The organism is Pirellulales bacterium, from assembly GCA_019636345.1.
In the GTDB taxonomy this organism is placed as follows: Bacteria; Planctomycetota; Planctomycetia; order Pirellulales; family Lacipirellulaceae.
The window spans coordinates 286,038-304,926 of record JAHBXQ010000001.1 but is presented as its reverse complement, the minus strand read 5'-3'; the positions used below and the strand labels follow the sequence as shown (position 1 = coordinate 304,926).

Genomic DNA, 18,889 nt, shown 5'->3' with positions numbered 1-18,889 from the left:
TTCGAGGCCCTGCACGATGCAGTCGAAGCCGGCGCGGTTTTGTCGGCGGCAGGTTTCGACGATGGTGAGCATCGCCTCGACGAAGCGGCTTCCCGCGGCGCTTTGCGTGCCGAAGGAGCGTATTCTCCAGATCACCGCGTCGCGGCGCGCATTCTAGCGAGCGGCCCGAGCTTCTCGACCACGAGCCGCCGCCCAGGTTCAAGAACGTAGTGCTTTGTCAACTCGATTATTTCGGGTTGGCGACGATGCAACCTGCTAACAGAGTGAGATGTTGCGTCATCGCCAACCCGAACTCTAGCCAGCGTCAAAGCACTAGTGCTTTGTCAACTCGAACTCTAGCCTGTGTCAAAGCACTAGGCCATCCGTCGCTCGGCGCCCGAGTGCAAAACTATCTTGTTGTTTCGTGCAAAACTCCCGCCGGCGGCGGGGATGCGACGCCCCGTAATGGATTGCCTGCCATCGACTTGCGCGCGTTCCGCCGGAGTGCGAGCGGGCGAGTTTTGCCAGCAAAACTCCCCTCGAGCGAGCAAAACTCGCGGCCCCCTCCCGGTTCTCTCGCCTTGTGCGGGGTGCCGCCATCGCGTCCCCCAGGCCCGGAGGGCCTGACTCGCCCGACGAAGCTCGATTGAGGCCTTGGCGGCTAGTCACCGGCGGCTAGCGCCGTCCGCTCATGGTTTGGGACACAGCCTGACGTTCGTTCTACACGATGCGGCGGCCCATTTTCTACAAGAATCTTGCTGGGCTCGCCGGGTTGGGCGCGGTCGTTATCGATCTGTTCAGCCGCAAGGTCGTCGGCTGGACGCTGGGCGCCTCGCTGGCGGGAGAGCGACGACAACGCCGTCGCCGAGCGAATCTTCTGGTCGGGCACGCACGAACGGACCAAGCGCGAGACGCCCGCCGACCTCGAAGCGGCGCGGCTGAGCGTGTTCAAGGACGTCGAGACCTTTTACAATCCCGTCAGACTACATCAGTCGCTGGGCTACAAAAGCCCCGACAAGTTCGAAGCTGAACACGCCCCCGGTCTTAGCGGCGTAAACTCAAGCCCAGCCGCTGTCCGAAAGCCCTGGGCCATCGCAGTCCTATCGAGTGCGTTAGGCTACCGCATTCAGGCTAAGGGCCGTACCATATTTGGCAGGTATTGATTCACTCCGCACCATAGGCCAAAGCCATGAACGTCTATCCCGATATGGATATTCGCTACCCGGAAGGCTATGAACCATCGCTTGCAGAGAAGATGGTTTCTCGGGCAACCGGAATCTGGCGGAAGTCTGGCAGCCCGGTGAATCGGCCAATCGAAGATGGCCAGTATTTTTTTCACCGGGATGCGAGCGGCGGAATTGTGCCTTGTATTGTCTGTCTTAATCGCAGCGAGCCAGGTCACTTGGTTGTGGTTAACATCGTTCCCGACAAGATGGGCGACCAGATTTCAATTGACCAGTACGTCACGATTCTACAAGACTTCAACAGCACGATTGCAGAACCGGCAGCGGATGAAGTTGGCGGGGTGACTTCGATTGATACCAGCAAGCGGACGTTGGAGGATTACTACTCCAAGGAATCGCTGCAACTGCTGGAATACTTTTGCAAGTCGTCCAACGGCTACGGCTCGCATCCATCGGACCAAAGGAAGTGGCGGGCTTTCCTATTGCACGTTCATCGCAACGAAAAGGAACGTCCGCACGGCGATACTCTTGGACGGCTGCTGGCCGCGACCGATTGGTTTCCTCAAGATGGAATCCGAAACTTGGCAATGGAATACAACTTCGCAATGGAGTTGCTTGACCAATTTTGGCTAACCCCGATGAAAGCTAAGCCGTGACCACAACAATTCTCGCCGTAGTTAGTGTACCCTCTGTTCTGTAAAAGGGACGCGTAGCCTTCGCTGGAGCGGGGGGAGCGCAGCGACCGTAGCGGAAGCGGAATCTACGCGTCGCGGATGGCTTGAAAGGGGCGGGCCAAGACGGTTTCCTATTCGTTGTTCACTAAGCAATGAAAGGAAGCGCGCACGACCCGCCTGACGCAATCTACCGAACTCGACGCGATTGTCCAACTGCTCAGCGACCACGGCTTCGACGGCATGGCCAAGCCATCGAGACGCTCTTGAACGAGGCCATGAAGCTGCAGCGAAACTCTGGGGGCCGGTCCCTGTCAGAGCACCGCCGAGCGCCGCGGCCGCGCCGACGACTTCAAGCCCAAGACGGTGCTGAGTCGGTTCGGCAAGTTCGAACTCGCCGTGCCGCAGGTCGGGAACTTGTTTTATCTGTCGGCCCTCGAACGGGGCGACAGGTCTTCCGACCGTTTCGTCGTGTCGCCCCTCCGGGGCTGCGCATCGCGCGCGTCCTCCTTCCAGGGGCTTTCGCCCCTGGCGACAACCTGTCGGCCCTCCGGGCCTGAGGCGGCCGGGGCCCCCTCTTGCCGTCGGGTCTTTGAACAAGACGGCTGAACCCCTTGCACGGTTGTTGGGCCTTGTCCCGCAACTCAAGAATGGGAGGCCGGCGCTCGTCACCGAGGAAGCGACGTCTCTTCTGAAATCTGTCGGATGCGTTGGCGGCAGTTTATCGGCGGTTAGCGCCGTCCGCTCATGGTTTGGGACCAAGCGCGAGGCGTTCGCTGATCACGGGCGCGACTTGTTTCCTGCTGGGGGCGCCGTTTTTTCTTGACTTTCCGCGATCCTGGGGCGACACTTTGACTAGTCAGACTAGTTTTTTTGCTCGTGCCAGGAGGTCGCCGTGCCGCACGCCGAGTGGTCCATCGCCGACGCCAAGAGCAAGCTCAGCGAAGTGCTCAATCTGGCGGAGCGCGAAGCCCAGATCATTACCCGCCGGGACCGGCGGTACGTCGTCCTGGACGGGGACGAGTATCGCCGCCTGACCGGCGCCGCCCCCAGTCTGAAGGATTTGATTTTGAGCGGCCCAAGCCTGGAGGGGCTCGACCTGCTGCGCGACCCCAGCCCCGGTCGGGAGCTTGAGTTGTGAGAACCCTGATCGACACCTGCGTCCTTTCCGAAGTTCAGCGCAAGCAGGGACACCCGCGGGTTCGCGAGCGTTTTGCAGCCCTCGCCGCCGAGGACGTCTTTCTCAGCGTGCTGACCCTTGGCGAGCTGCGAAAGGGCATCGACAAGCTCAAGGCGAGCGCTCGAAAGCGAGCGCTCGCCTCGTGGTTCGACCGAGTCGTTGTCGCCGCTGGGGACCGCATCTTGTCCATTGATTTGGAAACGGCCGCGATCTGGGGCGAGATCGCCGCGAAGTCGGAAAAGAAGGGGAAGCCGATCCCCGCCATCGACGGCTTGATCGCCGCGACGGCGCTCCGCCACGGGCTTCATCTGATGACGCGCAACGTGGCCGACTTTGAAGCCACCGGAGCGATGCTGATCAACCCGTGGGCGGAAAGCGCGGACTGACTCTCCGCGATCGCCCACGCTCCAAGACGAGCGGGTGGGAAGGCGGGATCGAATCGCATTCCCGCCGGGGGGGGGACGCGACCCGTCGTTTGATCCGTCGGCCCTTGAACGGGGCGACAGGTCATTCGACCGTTCCGTCGTGTCGGCCCTCCGGGCCTGAGGCGCCCGATGAAGCTCGATTGAGGCGTTGGCGGCAGTTCATCGGCGGCTAGCGCCGTCCGCTCATGGTTGGGGACGCCGACTCGACACGGAGAGCGTCGCGGCGTGATTCGCTACAATCCATGGCATGGACCCCTCCGCCCGAGAACGCCTGACCACGCCCGTGGAATTCGTCCGCGGGGTCGGCGCTGCGCGGGGGGAGTTGCTGGGCCGGTTGGGCATTCGGACCGCGGCCCAGTTGCTGTTCCACTTTCCCCGCGATTATCAGGACCTGTCCGACGAGCGGCCGGTCGCGGAGCTTGAGGAAGGGCGGCTGTTGAGCGTTCGCGGCGTGGTGCAGGAGGTCGCTGCGGCGTCGAGCGGGTTCGGCAAGAGCCGCGTGTCGGTGCTGCTGTTGGACGGCGCCGGTCACGGGCTGCGGGCCACGTGGTTCAACCAACCGTTCATGCGCGACAAATTCCAGAAGGGGCAGCACCTGCTGCTGACGGGTCGGCCGACGCAGAAGCGGCTGATGTGGGAGATGTCGCACCCGCAGGTCACGCAGTTGGCCGACGAGGAGGCGCCGCTCGACACGAAGCTGCTGCCGGTCTACCCGCTGACCGAGGGGATCAGCCAATATGCGATGCGGAAGTGCGTGGCGGGGGCGGTCGAGGGATTCGCCGAGTTGTTGGACGAGGCGTTCCCGGCGTCGCTGCTGGCGCGGTACGACTTGATGCCGTTGGTGGAGGCGGTGCGCAAGATCCACCACCCGGCCGATCGCGCCGAGATGGAGCGAGCCCGACGGCGGTTCGTGTTCCAGGAGTTGTTCATCCTGCAACTGGCGCTGTCGATCCGGCGAAGCGAGCAACGGGCGCTCCCCGCACCGCCGCTGGAGGCGACGGCGAAGATCGACGCGCGGATCCGCCGGCTGCTGCCGTTCGAACTGACGCCGGGGCAAAACCAAGCGATCGCCGAGATCGCGGCCGATATTGCGCTCGCTCGGCCGATGAACCGGCTGCTGCAGGGAGACGTGGGGAGCGGCAAAACGATCGTGGCGTTGTACGCGATGCTGGCGGCGGTGGCGCACGGCTGGCAGGGGGCGCTGATGGCGCCGACCGAGATCCTCGCCCAGCAACACGCTCAGACGCTCGCCAAGCTGCTCGAAGCGAGCCGCGTGCGGTGGACGCTGCTCACGGGGGGCGTTTCCAAGGCCGAGCGCGACAAAGCGCTCGCGGCGATCGGGGCGGGGGAGATCGACGTCGTCATCGGGACGCATGCCGTGGTGCAAGACGCGGTGAAGTTCGCCAAGTTGGGACTGGTGGTCGTCGACGAGCAGCACAAGTTCGGCGTGCGGCAGCGGGCCGCGCTGCGGCAGGGGGAGATCGCTCCCCATTACCTGGTGATGACCGCGACGCCGATCCCGCGCACGTTGGGGATGACGCTGTTCGGCGACCTCGATTTCTCGACGCTGCGCGAGTTGCCGCTGGGGAGGCAGCCGGTAAGCACCTACCTAGTCGATCCCGACAAGGAGGCCCGTTGGTGGGCGTTCGTCCGCGATCGGCTGCGCGAGGGTCGGCAGGCGTACGTCGTGGCGCCGCTGGTCGACGAATCGGAGAGCGTGGCCGCCCCCAGCGTCGCGGCGGCGTTCGAGCAACTGACCAACGGGGAACTCGAAGCGTTCCGGCTGGGGGTGCTGCACGGGCGGATGAGCCCCGCCGACAAGGCCGAGGCGATGGACCGGTTCCGCGCCGGCGCAACGCAGGTGCTGGTCAGCACGACGGTGATCGAGGTGGGGGTCGACGTCCCCAACGCCTCGGTGATGACCGTAGCCGGGGGAGAGCGATTCGGTCTGGCACAATTGCACCAACTGCGGGGTCGCGTCGGGCGGGGCGCTCATGCGGGGTTCTGCGGGGTGCTGGTGGGCGAGGCGACCGAGCAAGCCCGCGCACGACTGCAGGCGTTCGCCGACAAGACCGACGGGTTTGAACTGGCGGAACTCGACTTCGCGCTCCGCGGCCCGGGGGACCTGTTCGGCCAGCAGCAGCACGGCCTGCCGCCGCTGTTGGCGGCCGACCTGATGCGCGACCGCGACGTACTGGAGGAAGCCCGCCGCGAAGCGCAACTGCTGGTGGCGCGCGATCCGGGGCTCAAGCACGCCGACCATGCGGCGCTGCGGCAGCAGATGCTCAAGCGGTACGGCGAGGCACTCGAGTTGGGAGACGTGGGATAGCGGCCTGGCGATCGCGCGAGACGGCGCCACGTCGTCAGCGGCAATTTCGAAGGCTCGTCGTTCCCTGCCGCTTGGAGCAATTGGAGCACCGGTCTCGGCAATCGCGGCGACTTCACGAGCGTGGCGGTCGGCGTCACGGTCGGCGCGGTTCCCGAGCCGGGGGCTTGGGGGGCTGGCGGCGTTCGCAGCCATCACCCTGTTAGGCGTCCGTGGTCGGGTCGGTTGAGGAAGGGGAGAGGCAGGCTTACGGATTCCTGCTTTCGGACGACGTGCGGCGTGGGTCCGCGCGTCCGGCCCCTGTTTCAACCGTCTGCTACTGCTCTTCGGCCAGCATCTCCTGCAGTTTCGCCAGCGATCGGGAGAGCATGACTCGCACGGCGCCATCGGTCTTGCCGAGCTTGTGGGCGATTTCCTTCGAGGGGAGCCCCACCAAATACCGCAGCCGCAGCGCTTCGCGCTGGTCGGGGGGCAGCAGGTCGAGGGCCGCCAGAACGCGCAACTGACGTTGATCGCGCGAGAACGCCTCGCTGGGAGTGGTCATGCTGGCGGCGAGCAAGTTCGCCAGACCGACCCCGGCGGCCGAGTTCTCGGGGAGCGCGGCCTCGCGCGAGGCGGCGCGCTTCTGGCTCTCGAAGAATCGCCGATGGGCGTCGATGATCTTGCGTTCGGCGATCTGAAACAGCCAGTGGAGGGGATCCCAGTTCTCCAGCGGCGTTTTCTCGAGCGAGCGAATCGCTTCGATGCTGGCGTCTTGGAGGATGTCCTCGGGCTCGATCTTCTTGGCCAGATGGGCGCCCGTCCGGCTGCGGATGAACGCCAGCAGAGCGGGGCGATTCGTTTCAACGAACTCCGCCAGGGCCGTTTCGTCGCCGGATCGAAGCCGGGCGACTATTGTCGTATCATGGGAACTCACGACGACGATCCTTGCAGTCAGCGGCAGTTGGCAAGTCGGCAGGAACCACGGAGTTACGGAGCAGGCGGAGTCGAACCACGGCGTGAGGGGCGGCCCCCACCGAGCGACCGCCCGGTTGGGATTCACCGAGTTCTCGGCGCCTCGCGACTCGGCACGGTCAGTTCCCTGGGCCCTCCGCGCCTCCGTGGTTAAGATAGAGCGGCAAAATCCGTCGGGAGCGTTTCCCCGGCTTGGCAGCGGTTACTTTCTGTTTGCGCCATGTCACCTAGCGACGGTCATTCTAGCTCACTCGGCGGCAGTTCTCCTACCATCGAGCCGGCGTGGGATGCGATTGCCGAGCGGCTCGACGCCTTTTCGGCGACCTGGGCCGTGGCGCTCGAGGTGCAGGGAGAGCCCCCCGCGATCCGCGATTTTCTCGGCAATCTGGCCGATGGCGACGCCGCGGTGCTGGCGGTGGAACTGGTGAAGCTCGACCTGGAGCACCGCTGGCAACACGGCCGTGAACCGCGAAAACTTGAACCGTATCTCGCCGACGTGCCCGAACTGGGGCCGGCGGACCAGTTGCCGGTCGAGCTGATTTACGAGGAGGTCCAGGCCCGGGTGCAGGCCGGCGACGGGGTCGACGACCTGGAGATTCGTCGCCGCTTTCCGCGGCAGGCCGACGCCGTCTGCAACCTGCTGGGCGGGATGTCGGCCCCCGGGAGTCCGACGAACACCTATTACAACGACACGGTGGTCGCGTCGGGCAAGGAGCGACGCGAGCGACCGAGCGGTCCGCCGCTGGGCGAGCTCAAGCCGGGAGACGTGATCGACGACTTTCACCTGATCACGCCGCTGGGATCGGGGGCGTTCGCCAAGGTCTACCTCGCTCGACAGCAGTCGATGGAGCGGCTGGTGGCGCTGAAGATCTCGCGCCACGTCGGCAGCGAGCCGCAGACGCTCGCCCAGCTCGATCACCCCCACGTGGTGCGGGTGTACGACCAGCGGAGCAGCGTCGACCCGCCGGCACGGCTGTTGTACATGGAGGTCGTCCCCGGCGGGACGCTGCAGGACGCGTTGTCGCGGGTCCGCGACAGTTACGACGGTCGCCCCGCGGGCGACATGATGCTGACCGCGATCGACGCGCGGCTGGCTGCGGCGGGAAGCCTGCCGCCGTCGAGTTCGGAGCGCCGCACCTGGTTCGCCGATTCCCCCTGGGCCGACGTCGTTTGCAAGTTGGGGGCCGAGTTGGCCGAGGGGCTCGCCTACGCCCACTCGCGGGGCGTGCTCCACCGCGACATCAAGCCGGCCAACGTGCTGCTGACGGCCGACGGGACGCCCAAGCTCGCCGACTTCAACGTCAGTTACAACGGCGGCCGGGCCGACGAGGACCCGACCGACACGTTCGGCGGTTCGCTGGCGTACATGTCGCCTGAGCAGCTTGAGGCGTGCCACCCGCTGCTCGGGGGCTCGCCGCACCAAGTCCGCGAGCCGAGCGACGTGTACTCGTTGGGAGTGCTGTTGTGGGAAATGCTCGTCGGCCGGCGACCGTTCGCCGACGAGGCGATTCCCGGCGGCGGCGGGACCCTTGCCCGACTGCAGCGGATGATCGACAGCCGGCGCGGAGTCGACCTGAATCAACTTGCCGCGACCCTGCCGGCGGACTGCCCTGCGGCGCTGCGTCAGACGTTGCAAAAGGCGCTCGCGCCCGACGTCGCGGAGCGCTACGCCTCGGCCCGCGAGTTGGGTCAAGCCCTGCAGCTGTGCCTCAACAAGCGCTGCTGGAAGCTGCTGCAACCGCCTACGAGCCTCGTCGGACGGATCGCCTTGGCATGGCCGATCGTCACCGTCGTATTGGCGGGACTGATCCCCAACGCCCTCGTCGCGGCGTTCAATTACCACTACAACCTGCTGCGGCTGTCGGATCCGGACTTGGAGATTTCGCATCCCGAGATAAACGACGTCCACTCGGCGCTGATGAAGACGTTCGATGCGGTTCAGTTGTGGGTCAACGGGCTGGCGTTCCCCATCGGCATCGGGGTGGGCGCTTGGTTTGCCTGGAAAACGCTGCGAATGTTGCGGCCTGATGCGCCGCGCTCGGCGAGCGTCGGGTGTTCTCAACTGCTGATGTTCGGCGGCTTCGTGTCCAAAATGCTGCTGGTCATTTGGGCGATTTCGGGAGCCGTGTTCCCGATCGCCTTGGCCTGGGAATACGCCGACCTTCGCGATGCGGAGTTCCAGATTCATTTTTTCGTGTCGCTCGCGCTGGCCGGGTTTGCGGCGATTGCATACCCGTACCTGATGATCACGGCGCTTGTCGTGCGATACTTCGTCCCCGACCAGATGCGACGAGGGGTGATCGCCGGGCCGCGCAAGTCGACGCTTGCACGGGTCGGCCGGCTCAACCGATTCCACCTCGCGTTGTCGGCCTTGGTGCCGCTGTTGGGGGTGCTGCTGATCGTGCTCTACGGCAAGCAATACGACTGGCTGCTGAAGGCGGTCAGCGGCGGGGGACTGGTCGCCTTCGCGGCAATGTTCTTCCTGGAGCGCGAGATCGATCTCGACATGCAAGCCCTCGCCCATGTCGCCGTCGACGACCGGGCCAACGCCGCGTGGATTCAAAGCGTCGAAGACTCGCAGGATCTTGCCCGGTCGAGCGCCGCGGCCGCCGGCCTTCGGCAAAGCGACGTCCGGCTGGCGTCGGGGCAAACGCCGTCCTCGCGCTCATCGTGACGAGCCGGGCGATGTTCGAGATTGAGCGGCGCAGCCTCGAACGCGTTCCCCCAGTCCAAGCCTAGAACGCCGTGAGCACAGCGGCCCCGACTTCGTCGTCGCCGTAGAGCGCGAACGCCTCGTCGGTCGCGTCGGGTTCTGCGGACCAACGTTGGTCGTCGATTAAGTCGTCGTCGCTCGCGGGAATCTCGTCGTCGAACAAGGTCTCGACCGACGGCTCCCAAGACGGCAGCTGTGCGATCGGCGGAGCAACGAACGACTCGTCCTCGTCAACCGGCGCCGAGTACGCCAGCCAAGCGAGGGCCGGATCGCTCGCCGGACCGACGCCGAATTCATTGCGCCAACTTTGCAGTTGGTCGGCCGCCAGCGCCGGTTCGACGGCGGCGGCTTCTCGTTGCCACGCCAGGAAGTCGCCGCCGTCGACCGCGCCGTCGCCGTTCGCATCGCCCGCCGATCCTGGCAACGCCGCCGCTGCGACGGCGGTCGTCGGCGTGAAGGTCAGCCGCCCGATCTTGCCGCTGATGTCGACGTAGTACATGAACCCGTCGGGACCCATCGACATTTCCACGACGGGGCCGACGTTGAGATTGAGCGGCGCGATCGAACGGAGCGAACCGTCCTCGTTGACGCGCAGATATCGCAACTGGTTGTCGCCGAAATCGGAGAAGAACAGGGCCCCGCGGTATTGCTCGGGGTAGGCGGTTCCCGTGTAGAAGTCGCCGACGACGATCGCCACCCCGCCGGCCGCGTGCGAGCGCGACCACAGCGGCGGGACGGCGTTGTTGTTGGCGTAAAACGCCGCGGCCGTCGCCAGCGTGTTGTAACCGCCCGTCTGAGCGTTTTGTCCTTGGATCCCTTCGTAGTAGGGCCAGCCGAAGTTCTTTGCCCAGCCCGAGTTGATCTCCTCATGAGTGTTCCACCCGACGTCGCCCACGAACAACGTGCCCGAATCAGGCTGGATGGCGAAGCGGAACGGGTTGCGCAGCCCGTAATTGACGACCTTCGAGCGATTGGCGTCGGGATCGCCGTTGTAGTAGGGGTTCGACGGCAGGCCCTGGCCGGTGATCGGGTCGACTCGCAGAATCTTGCCCGACAGGCTGTCGATGTTCTGTACGCGGACCGCGCGGGGATCGACGCGGCCGTACGAGGCCCCGTCGCCGTTGGCGACGTACAGCGCCCCTTCGGGGCCGAACACGAGATTGCCGACGGCGTGGGTCAAGGTGTCGATGATCAGGATGTCCTGCATCGAGCCGTCGGGGCCGCCTGTGGCAGGAATGTTGATGTCGTTGGTGCTGTCGAGTTCGGGGTGGCTGATGTTGTTCCACGTGCCGTTTGCGCCGATCAGCACGACTTCGCTCCCCGGGACGGCTCGGTTGTATCCGGCCGCGGCGTCGGCGGTGAACCGGCTGACCCGCGAGACGCGGTTTCCTCCCCCGTCGCGCCCGGCGAGCCCGGTGAAATTCGCGGTCTCCGGCGGGTCGTAGACGTAGGAGACGTACACGTACGGCGTGGCCGGAAAGTCCGGGTGAACTGCCAGACCAATCATGCCTCGGTCTTGGATAAAGTTGACCTGCGGCTGAATGTCGAGGAACGGCTGGGCCAGCAATTGTCCGTCTTGCACGACACGGACCACGCCCCGTTGCTCGGCGACGAACATTCGCCCCGTAGAGTCGAAGTCGAGCGCCGTGGGTCCCGACAGTCCTGTGGCGATCGTCTGCCCGGCGAACGTGCCCGGGATCGTGATCTGCGGCGGCGGGCTGTAAAGCTGGCTGGCGGGGATCACCTCCCAAGGGGTGCTGGGGCTCGACCATTCGAGCTTGGCGAGGGCGTAGCCGGTTTTTTCGTAGTACTCCATCATCAGGTCGTACTTTTGCCCCTCGACCAGCGCGATCGACCCTTGATGGCTGGTCAGCGCCTGATCGCGGTACTGGGCCACCAACTGGACCCCGTTCACCCACAGATTCACGCCGTCGTCGGTGCTCGTGCGGAACGTATAGGTCTCGCTGAACCGGGCCTCGACCTGTCCGACCCAGCGCACGGAAAACAGATCGGCCGCAACCCCCGGTCCGGGCGAGCCGAGGACCCAGTCGAAGTCGATCGTCGCGTCGGTCCGCTCGAAGACAAGGGACTGGTGGTACTGACCGTTGTAGTAGGCGCCCAGAAGCCCGTTGCCGCTGCCGGGAGGCGGGGGACCGTCGTCGTCGACGATGGTGATCGTCGCGGTGCGCGGCTGGCCGAGGACGGCTCCCCCCAGCACGCGATCGGTCGCTAGGTTGAACGTTTCGTTGAGTTCGTCCGTCGCGTCGTCGAGAATCGAAACGACGATCGATTTGCTCGTTTCGCCGGGAGCGAAGACGAGCGTGCCGCTGGCGGTGACGTAGTCGACGTTCGCGGTCGCCGTGCCCGGAACGGTCGTATAGTCGACCGCCACCGTCCCGGCGCTGCCGCCGGTTCGCACCACAGGAATCGACACGGTCCCGGCATTCTCGTCGACGCTGATCAGCGACGTCCCCAGGGCGATCGTGCCGGGATTGCCGGGGGTCGCATAGCGAAACTCGCCGTTGCCGTGAAGCCACTCGGTGCGCCAGTAGCCGGGCCGGATGCCGACGCCGCTGACGAACGTCCCGGTCGAATAGACGTCGGCCGCCTCGGACTGGTAAACGACTCCGCCGATCGAGACCCAATCGACCCGCAGGTTACGATCGTAGGTGTAGCTTCCCAACTCGTTGGTCAAGGCGACGCTCACCTGCGACGGCGACACCGTGCCGGTCAACGTGTAACGAAACTCGTTGAAGACGCCGGTCCCCGCGCTGCCGCCGACGTTGACGAACGTGGCGAACGTGACGCCTCCGATCCGCAGTTCCATGGTTTCATCGCCGATCGAGCCGGCGGCGCGGATCACGATCTGAGTCTGGTTGAGCTGCGGGGCGACGGCGGTGCGGTTGTCGCCGTACTGGAAGTACCCGTTGATGAACATCTTGTCGACTTGCAGAAACTGCGGCACGCCGCCGTAGCCGGGGCTGCCGGTCGTCAAGACGCCCGGAGCCTCGGATTCGTGCTTCACGTTGTCGAGCAGGATGCCGTCGATCCGCACGTTGCGATCGCCCGTCTCGGTGACGGCGTCGTTGATGAACGCGACCCGGACCTGGTTCTCGGACAACGGCGCCGAATGGTGATAGGTGAACCGCTGGTAGTTCGACCCGCCGAGGTAATCGCCGCCGGTCACGTCGTACGTGGCGACCGTGGCGCCGTCAATCTGCAGCGCAATCCGTTCCTCGCCGAGTCGCCCCGCGGCCAGCACGTCGATCGTCGAAGGGGCTTGGCCGTAGCGGAACTGGCCGTTCACGTGGAGCCAGGGGCTCTGCTTGTACCCCGGCGTCACTCCGATCCCCGCCATCCAGGTGCCGGTCGAAAAGACGTTGTCGGCGCGGGTGTCGTATCGCTTGCCGTCGAGGACGACCGAGTCGACCAAGAGGTTGCGATCCGCCCCTGCGCCGTTGAAGGCGTCGTTGGTGAACGCGACCCGCACGCGGTCGATCGTCACCGACGTGTCATGATCGTAGGCGAAGCTGGCGTAGGCGCCGGTCGACGTATTCCCCCCCACGCTGTTCCAGATCGCGACGGGAGTTCCGTCGATCAACAGCTGCATCGTTTCCGAGCCGGTCTGCCCCGCGGCATTGATCTGGATCCGAGCCCCCGCGAGCAGACGCCGATCCTCAAGGGTTTCGAACGCCAGCCGACGACGGCCAAGCGGCGAGCAGGACAACGACGTCATCAGGCGACGAGAGGACTTGAACAATTTAGCCATGATGGAGAAGAATCTCGGGCAATGCGATCTCGGCGATTTGGGCAATATGCGATATTACCCTGGCTTGATCTGCACCTAAAGCAGATCCCCGAAAAATCGGGCGGCGGCGTATGTTTCCGGAGATTTCGAGCTTCAACCCGTCGAGCCCGGCCGTCACCGCGGCGGTTGGCACGACGGGCACCAGTAGGTTGACCGGCCCGCGTCCCCTTGGCGGCGCATCTCGATGGCGCCGCGGCATTTAAGACAAGGCTGTCCGCTGCGGTGGTAGACCCATTGTCGGCTCCCGGAGCTGAGGCGGGTCTGCCGGGGGCGGCCCAGTAAATTCCGCAGCATGAGCTGCCGAGCCTCCGCGAGCAGCGCTGCCAGTTCCTGGTCGGAGTACGCCGCGACAGAGGCGAACGGATCAAGCCCGCGGATAAACAGAACCTCGGACTTGTAGATGTTGCCGATGCCGCTCACGACTCGCTGGTTCATGATCGCTTCGCCCAGCGGCGCGGCGTCCACGGCGCGGAGCCTCGCGAGCGCCTCCTCGCCGGCGAACTCCCCCGCCAGCAGGTCCGGACCCAAGTGCTGCAGTTGGGAATGCCGTCGCAGCGCGTCAGGGGATAGCAGTTCGAGCGTCTTGGGGGTGAAGCAGACTGCGTCCACTCCGCGGACCGTCAGCACCAGCGCCGCCAGGCGGGGGGGCTTTCGCCACGGCTCGCCCGGCGGGTAGAGATGCCACGAGCCGGTCATCCCCATATGCGAGTGAATGGCGCCCGCAGCGCCCAGATGCATCAGCAGGTGCTTGCCGCGGGCCTCCACCGCGACGATCGTTTCGCCTGCGAGCCCGGCGAGCGGCGAATCGCGCAGCCGGTCCCACGCCGCCGCCCGCTCGACGACGCCCCCGGCCAAGGCTCGGCGAAGCTGGGTAGCCGAGCGGAAGATCGTGTCCCCTTCAGGCATCGTCGGCGTCCTGGTCGAGGGGCTCGTCGCTCAACTCGGCCGCCAAGGCGTCGTCGCTGGCCGGCGAGGCGGCGTCGAGCGGAAATCGCCGCCGGTCGGTCGCCATCCGATCGAACCGCGTCGTCCGTCCGACGCCGCGATGGAGCGAGCCGCGCGACGTCGGCACGAAGCCAGCGCGACGCAGTTCGTCGGCCAACGGAGCGTCGCCGACCGGAGCGCCGTCAACCTGCTCCACCAAGAGCGGCCCCGCGTCGCAGGCGAGTTGAGCGAGCCGCTCGGCCAATCGTCGTCGCCAGAGCGGTTCGTCCTCGAGAGTCGGCGCGGAGAAGGTCGACAGCTTTCGCGCACCGCGGCTGAGGTATCCCAGCAATCGGCCCGTCGCCGCGTCGACGATCACCGCGGCCGAGCCGGTCCGCTGCAGCGCGGCGCCGGGATCGTTCGACGCGGGCCACTTGACCTGCGCCCCGTACGGATTGGCCGGGTCGACCGCGCTGAGCACCAGGGCGAGTTCCTGCACCGGAGCGTCGTCGCGCAACATTGGGGCTCGACGTAAGCCGTCGTCGGCGCCGGGAAGGGCGAACTGCGCCCCGCCGAGTCCCTCGATGAAATACCCTCGGCGGACCCGCCCCGCCTCTTCCATCGCTCGCAGCACCGGGTAGAGAGCCCCGAACCCGCCAGCGAGGGCCTCCCGCCCCGCGATGGTCCGCGTGACGACGCCGTAGCGTTTGAGCAATTGTTCGGCCAGCGCGGTCTGCCGCTGGGTCGGCGAGGGAACCGAGTCGCCGCCGTAGTCCAGCAACGACCAGCGACCCTCGGCGCCAGGGATCGTGGCCATGCGGCGCGAGCGAAACCGACGCCCGGCGTCACGGCCGCGTCGAGGGCGTCGTTCTCCGCTGCGCGGCCGACGAAGCCGGGAGCGGAGCGGGGCCAGCGTGTCGTTTGTCACGACGCCGGCCCACGCCAACTGCCACAGCATGTCGAGCACGTCGTGCTGAAACCCGCCCGCCTTGCGGGCCAACTCGTCGAAGAACATGGCCCCGCGCTCCCCGAGGGCGGCGACGATCCGCTGAGCCAGCGGCTCGTCGACAATTGCCGGCGGCGGTGCGAGGAGCGGAAAGCTGTCGGCCAGGTAGAGCGCGACGCGGCCATCGTGGGGGCCGCTCGCCTCGATCCCGCGCCACACGACCTCTCCCACGGCGCACAGTTCGTCCAGATCGGCGGCGAAGTAGTCGATGATCCGCCCCGGCAGAATCGCCGCGTCGAGGGCCGACGCCGCCAGCGGGATCCCCTGCAACTGCTCGACGACGTCGAGCAATCCGTCGAGCCCCCGCCGCGGTTGCGTCACCCCCTGCCACACCGGGAGAAACCGAGCGAGCGTCTCCGGCGACACGGGCTCGACTTGTTTGCGCAACCGGGCGAGCGACAACCGCTTGATCCGCTTGAGCACGCCGGCGTCGACCCACTCCTGTCCCGCAGCGCCGGGCAGGAACTCGCCGACGAGGATCCGGCCCTTCTCGGCGAGCCGTTCGAGCGCCGCGCGAACAGTCGCCTCGCCGAGTCCGAATCGCGCCGCGGCGTCGGCGACGGTGAACGGCCCGCGCGTCCTTGCGAATCTCGACAACAGGTCTCCCAGCGGATCGGCGCCTGATTCGAGGAAGGCTTCCGGCAGTCCCGGCGGGGGCTGCACCCCCAGCGCGTCGCGGAGTCGGGCCGCGTCCTCCGCCGCCGCAAGTCGTAACTCGCCCCCTAGCCGGACGCACATGATCCGTCGCACGGCGAGGAGCTGCTCGACCCACGCGGCTGCCGTCCCAGCGGCGACCGCGGTCGGGTCGACGCGGGCCTGCAGTTCGTCCTCGGCGAGGTCTCCCAGGTGGAGCAGCAGGTCGTGGATCGCGTCGGGATCGCGGACGCGCCGCTCGTCAAGCCGCTGCAGTTCCCGCTCGACTTGGTCGATTGCCGCCGGGTCGAGCAACTCGCGATAATCCGCGGCGCCCAACAGTTCGCGCAACTGACCATGATCGAGCGCAAGCGCTTGGGCCCGCCGTTCGGCCAGCGGGGCATCTCCTTCGTATAGAAAGTTCCCCGTGTAATTGAACAAGAGCGAGGCCGCGAACGGCGACGGAGCGTCGGTCTCGACCTGATGAACGCGGATCGCCTGCCGGGCGACGTCGGCCAACACGGTGCGCAGCCCGGGCACGTCGAACACGTCGCGCAGGCACTCGCGGTAGGTTTCGAGCAGGATCGGAAACCGCTCGTACCGCGCCGCCACGGCGAGCAGGTCGGCCGCCTTGCGGCGCTGGAGCCACAGCGGGGTGCGGCGATTCGGTTGCCGACGCGGCAAGAGCAGGGCCCGCGCGGCGTTCTCGCGAAAGTGCGAGGCGAACAGCGCCGTCGACCCCAAATGCCGAACGACCAGGTCCTCGACCTCGTCGGCCGCAGGGAGCAATTGGTCGACCCCTGGGGGCCGCTCGCTCTCGGGAAGTCGCAGCACGATGCCGTCGTCGGCCCACATCATGTCGATCTCAAGTCCCTGCTCGTCGCGCAACCGTTGGGCGATGGCCAGGGCCCAGGGGGCGTGAATCCGAGCTCCCAGCGGCGAGAGGATCACGATCCGCCAGTCTCCGATCTCGTCGAGAAACGACTCGACGACGATTGTCCGATCGGTCGGCGCCTCGCCGGTCGCGGCGAGTTGGTCGTCGACGTAGGCCAGCAAGTTTGCAGCGGCCCGCTCATCAAGGCCCGCTTCCCCGCGGAGCGACTCTGCGATGGCCGCGCGATCCTCCCTGGCGAGTCGTCGCGTCAACTCGCCGACGGCGCGTCCGAAGTCGAGCGGTCTCCCCGGTCCGTCGCCGCGCCAGAACGGCATCTTCCCCGGCTCCCCCGGCGCCGGAACGACGATCACGCGGTCGCGGGTGATTTCCTGCACCCGCCACGACGAGGCGCCGAGCAGAAAAATCTCGCCGGGGCGCGTCTCGAAGACCATCTCCTCGTCGAGTTCGCCGACGCGCAGCCCCGTCGCCCCCGGCTCGGCGGCGAGGAAGACGCCGTACAACCCCCGATCAGGAATCGTCCCCGCGTTCAGCACGGCGATCCGCTGCGAGGTCTTTCGCGGGCCGACCGTGCCGGCCAGCCGATCCCAATTCAGCCGCGGCCGCAGTTCCGAAAACTCGTCGCTGGGATATCGCCCGGCCAGGAGATCGAGCACGCCTTCGAACAGCGACCACGGCAACTCGGCCAGCGGGGCGGCCCCGCGCACCGTGGCATACAACTCGTCGACCGACAGCGTCTCCATCGCCGCGATCGCGACGATCTGTTGGGCGAGGACGTCAAGCGGATTGCGGGGATAGCGCGTCGATTCCACGTATCCGACGCGCATCCGTCCCGTCGCGGCGGCGCAGGCCAACAGGTCGCCGCGGTACTTGGGGAAGACGACGCCCTTCGAGGGCGCCCCGATGTGATGTCCGGCGCGGCCGATCCGCTGCATTCCCGAGGCGACCGAGGGGGGCGCCTCGATCTGCACCACGAGGTCGACCGCGCCCATGTCGATGCCCAGTTCCAACGACGACGTGGCGACGATCGCCGGCAGTTGCCCGCGCTTGAGTCGGTCCTCGATCGCCGCGCGTTGCGGCCGGGCGATCGAGCCGTGATGAGCCTGGGCGATCTCTTCGCCTGCCGACTCGTTGATCGCCGTGGCGAGACGCTCGGCAAGCCGACGGCTGTTGACGAAGATCATCGTCGCGCGGTGCCGCCGGATGAGTTCCACCAGCCGCGGGTGAATCGCCGGCCAGATCGACGGCGGCTGCGAAGGGCCCGCCGTCGGCCCCGGGGTGAACTCCTGCGGGCGCGACAGGTCCGTCATGTCGTCGACCGGCACTTCGACCGAGAGCTCAAGTCGCTTCGGCTCGCTGGCGTCGATGATCTCGACCGGGCGCCGGCGCGGCGGCTCGTCGGGGTTGGCCGTCGCCTCGCCGCCGCCCAGCAGCCGAGCGATCTCTTCAAGCGGTCGCTGCGTGGCCGACAAGCCGATCCGCTGCAGCGGACAGGCGGCGGGATTCGCTTGCCGCCGCAACCGTTCGAGACGCTCCAGCGAAATGAACAGATGCGCGCCCCGCTTCGTCGCGGCAACGGCGTGGATCTCGTCGACGATCACCGTCTCGACCCCCGCGAGCACATCGCGGGACTTCGACGTGAGCATCAGGTAGAGCGACTCGGGCGTCGTGATGAGAATGTCGGGGGGACGTCGGGCGATGTCGCGGCGATCGGCCGGCGAGGTGTCTCCCGAGCGCACCGCGACCCGCGGCAGGCAGTGGGCCGCGCCCAACCGATCGGCAGTAGCGTGAATCCCCGCCAGCGGCGCCCGGAGGTTGCGATCGACGTCGACGGCCAGCGCCTTCAGCGGCGAGACGTAGACGACGCGCACGCCGGGCGCAGGCGCGCGCACAGGCTCTCCTCGCTGCCGACGAGAGGTTCCTCCGGCCGCCGGGTCGCCGGCGGGGGAGGGCGAACCTTCGTGAAAGATCAGCCGGTCGATCGCCGCCAGGAACGCCGCGAGCGTTTTGCCGGATCCCGTGGGCGCGAGCAGCAGCGCACTTCGCCCTGTCGCGAGCGTCGGCCAGGCGGATCGTTGGATCAGGGTCGGCCCGTCGAACGAATCGGCAAACCACCGTCGCGTGCAGGGATGGAACGCATCCATGCCGGAGAGCGAGTCGACGGCGGGGGCCTCGGGAGCGGGCACGGGAATTG

9 protein-coding genes are annotated in these 18,889 nt (G+C 66.7%); 5 read left to right on the top strand and 4 right to left on the bottom strand.

The features are described 5' to 3' along the window. Positions 1-1,168 precede the first annotated feature (1,168 nt). The 4 genes from KF688_01105 (at position 1,169) to recG (ending at position 5,768) form a co-directional block, all read left to right on the top strand. Entirely contained in the window at positions 1,169-1,819 is a 651-nt protein-coding gene (locus tag KF688_01105) for a hypothetical protein (protein ID MBX3424251.1), read from the top strand. Positions 1,820-2,729: 910 nt separating this feature from the next. Next, positions 2,730-2,975 (top strand): type II toxin-antitoxin system Phd/YefM family antitoxin, encoded by a 246-nt coding sequence (locus KF688_01100; GenBank protein MBX3424250.1) that lies wholly within the window; start codon positions 2,730-2,732, stop codon positions 2,973-2,975. Beyond that, complete coding sequence (locus KF688_01095; GenBank protein MBX3424249.1) at positions 2,972-3,400, top strand: type II toxin-antitoxin system VapC family toxin; 429 nt, start codon at positions 2,972-2,974, stop codon at positions 3,398-3,400. The genes KF688_01100 and KF688_01095 overlap by 4 nt, the downstream gene beginning before the upstream one ends. Positions 3,401-3,686: 286 nt before the next feature. Further along, positions 3,687-5,768, top strand: coding sequence for an ATP-dependent DNA helicase RecG (gene recG / locus KF688_01090; GenBank protein ID MBX3424248.1), 2,082 nt, complete (start codon positions 3,687-3,689; stop codon positions 5,766-5,768). A gap of 313 nt (positions 5,769-6,081) precedes the next feature. Here recG and KF688_01085 read toward each other — a convergent pair whose 3' ends face one another. Then, positions 6,082-6,681: a sigma-70 family RNA polymerase sigma factor gene (locus tag KF688_01085; GenBank protein MBX3424247.1), complete on the bottom strand. Its 600-nt coding sequence runs from the start codon at positions 6,679-6,681 to the stop codon at positions 6,082-6,084. Positions 6,682-6,939: 258 nt separating this feature from the next. Between KF688_01085 and KF688_01080 the strand changes: the two genes are divergently transcribed. Then, entirely contained in the window at positions 6,940-9,393 is a 2,454-nt protein-coding gene (locus KF688_01080) for a serine/threonine protein kinase (GenBank protein ID MBX3424246.1), read from the top strand. Positions 9,394-9,454: 61 nt separating this feature from the next. Here KF688_01080 and KF688_01075 read toward each other — a convergent pair whose 3' ends face one another. From KF688_01075 to KF688_01065, 3 genes are all read right to left on the bottom strand, one after another. Next, a complete protein-coding gene (locus KF688_01075; protein ID MBX3424245.1) occupies positions 9,455-13,201 on the bottom strand; it encodes a PQQ-dependent sugar dehydrogenase in 3,747 nt (1,248 codons plus the stop codon). 153 nt (positions 13,202-13,354) lie between these two features. After that, a complete protein-coding gene (locus KF688_01070) occupies positions 13,355-14,146 on the bottom strand; it encodes an Fpg/Nei family DNA glycosylase (GenBank protein MBX3424244.1) in 792 nt (263 codons plus the stop codon). Further along, a complete protein-coding gene (locus KF688_01065) occupies positions 14,139-18,881 on the bottom strand; it encodes a DEAD/DEAH box helicase (GenBank protein MBX3424243.1) in 4,743 nt (1,580 codons plus the stop codon). The genes KF688_01070 and KF688_01065 overlap by 8 nt, the downstream gene beginning before the upstream one ends. Positions 18,882-18,889 lie beyond the last annotated feature (8 nt).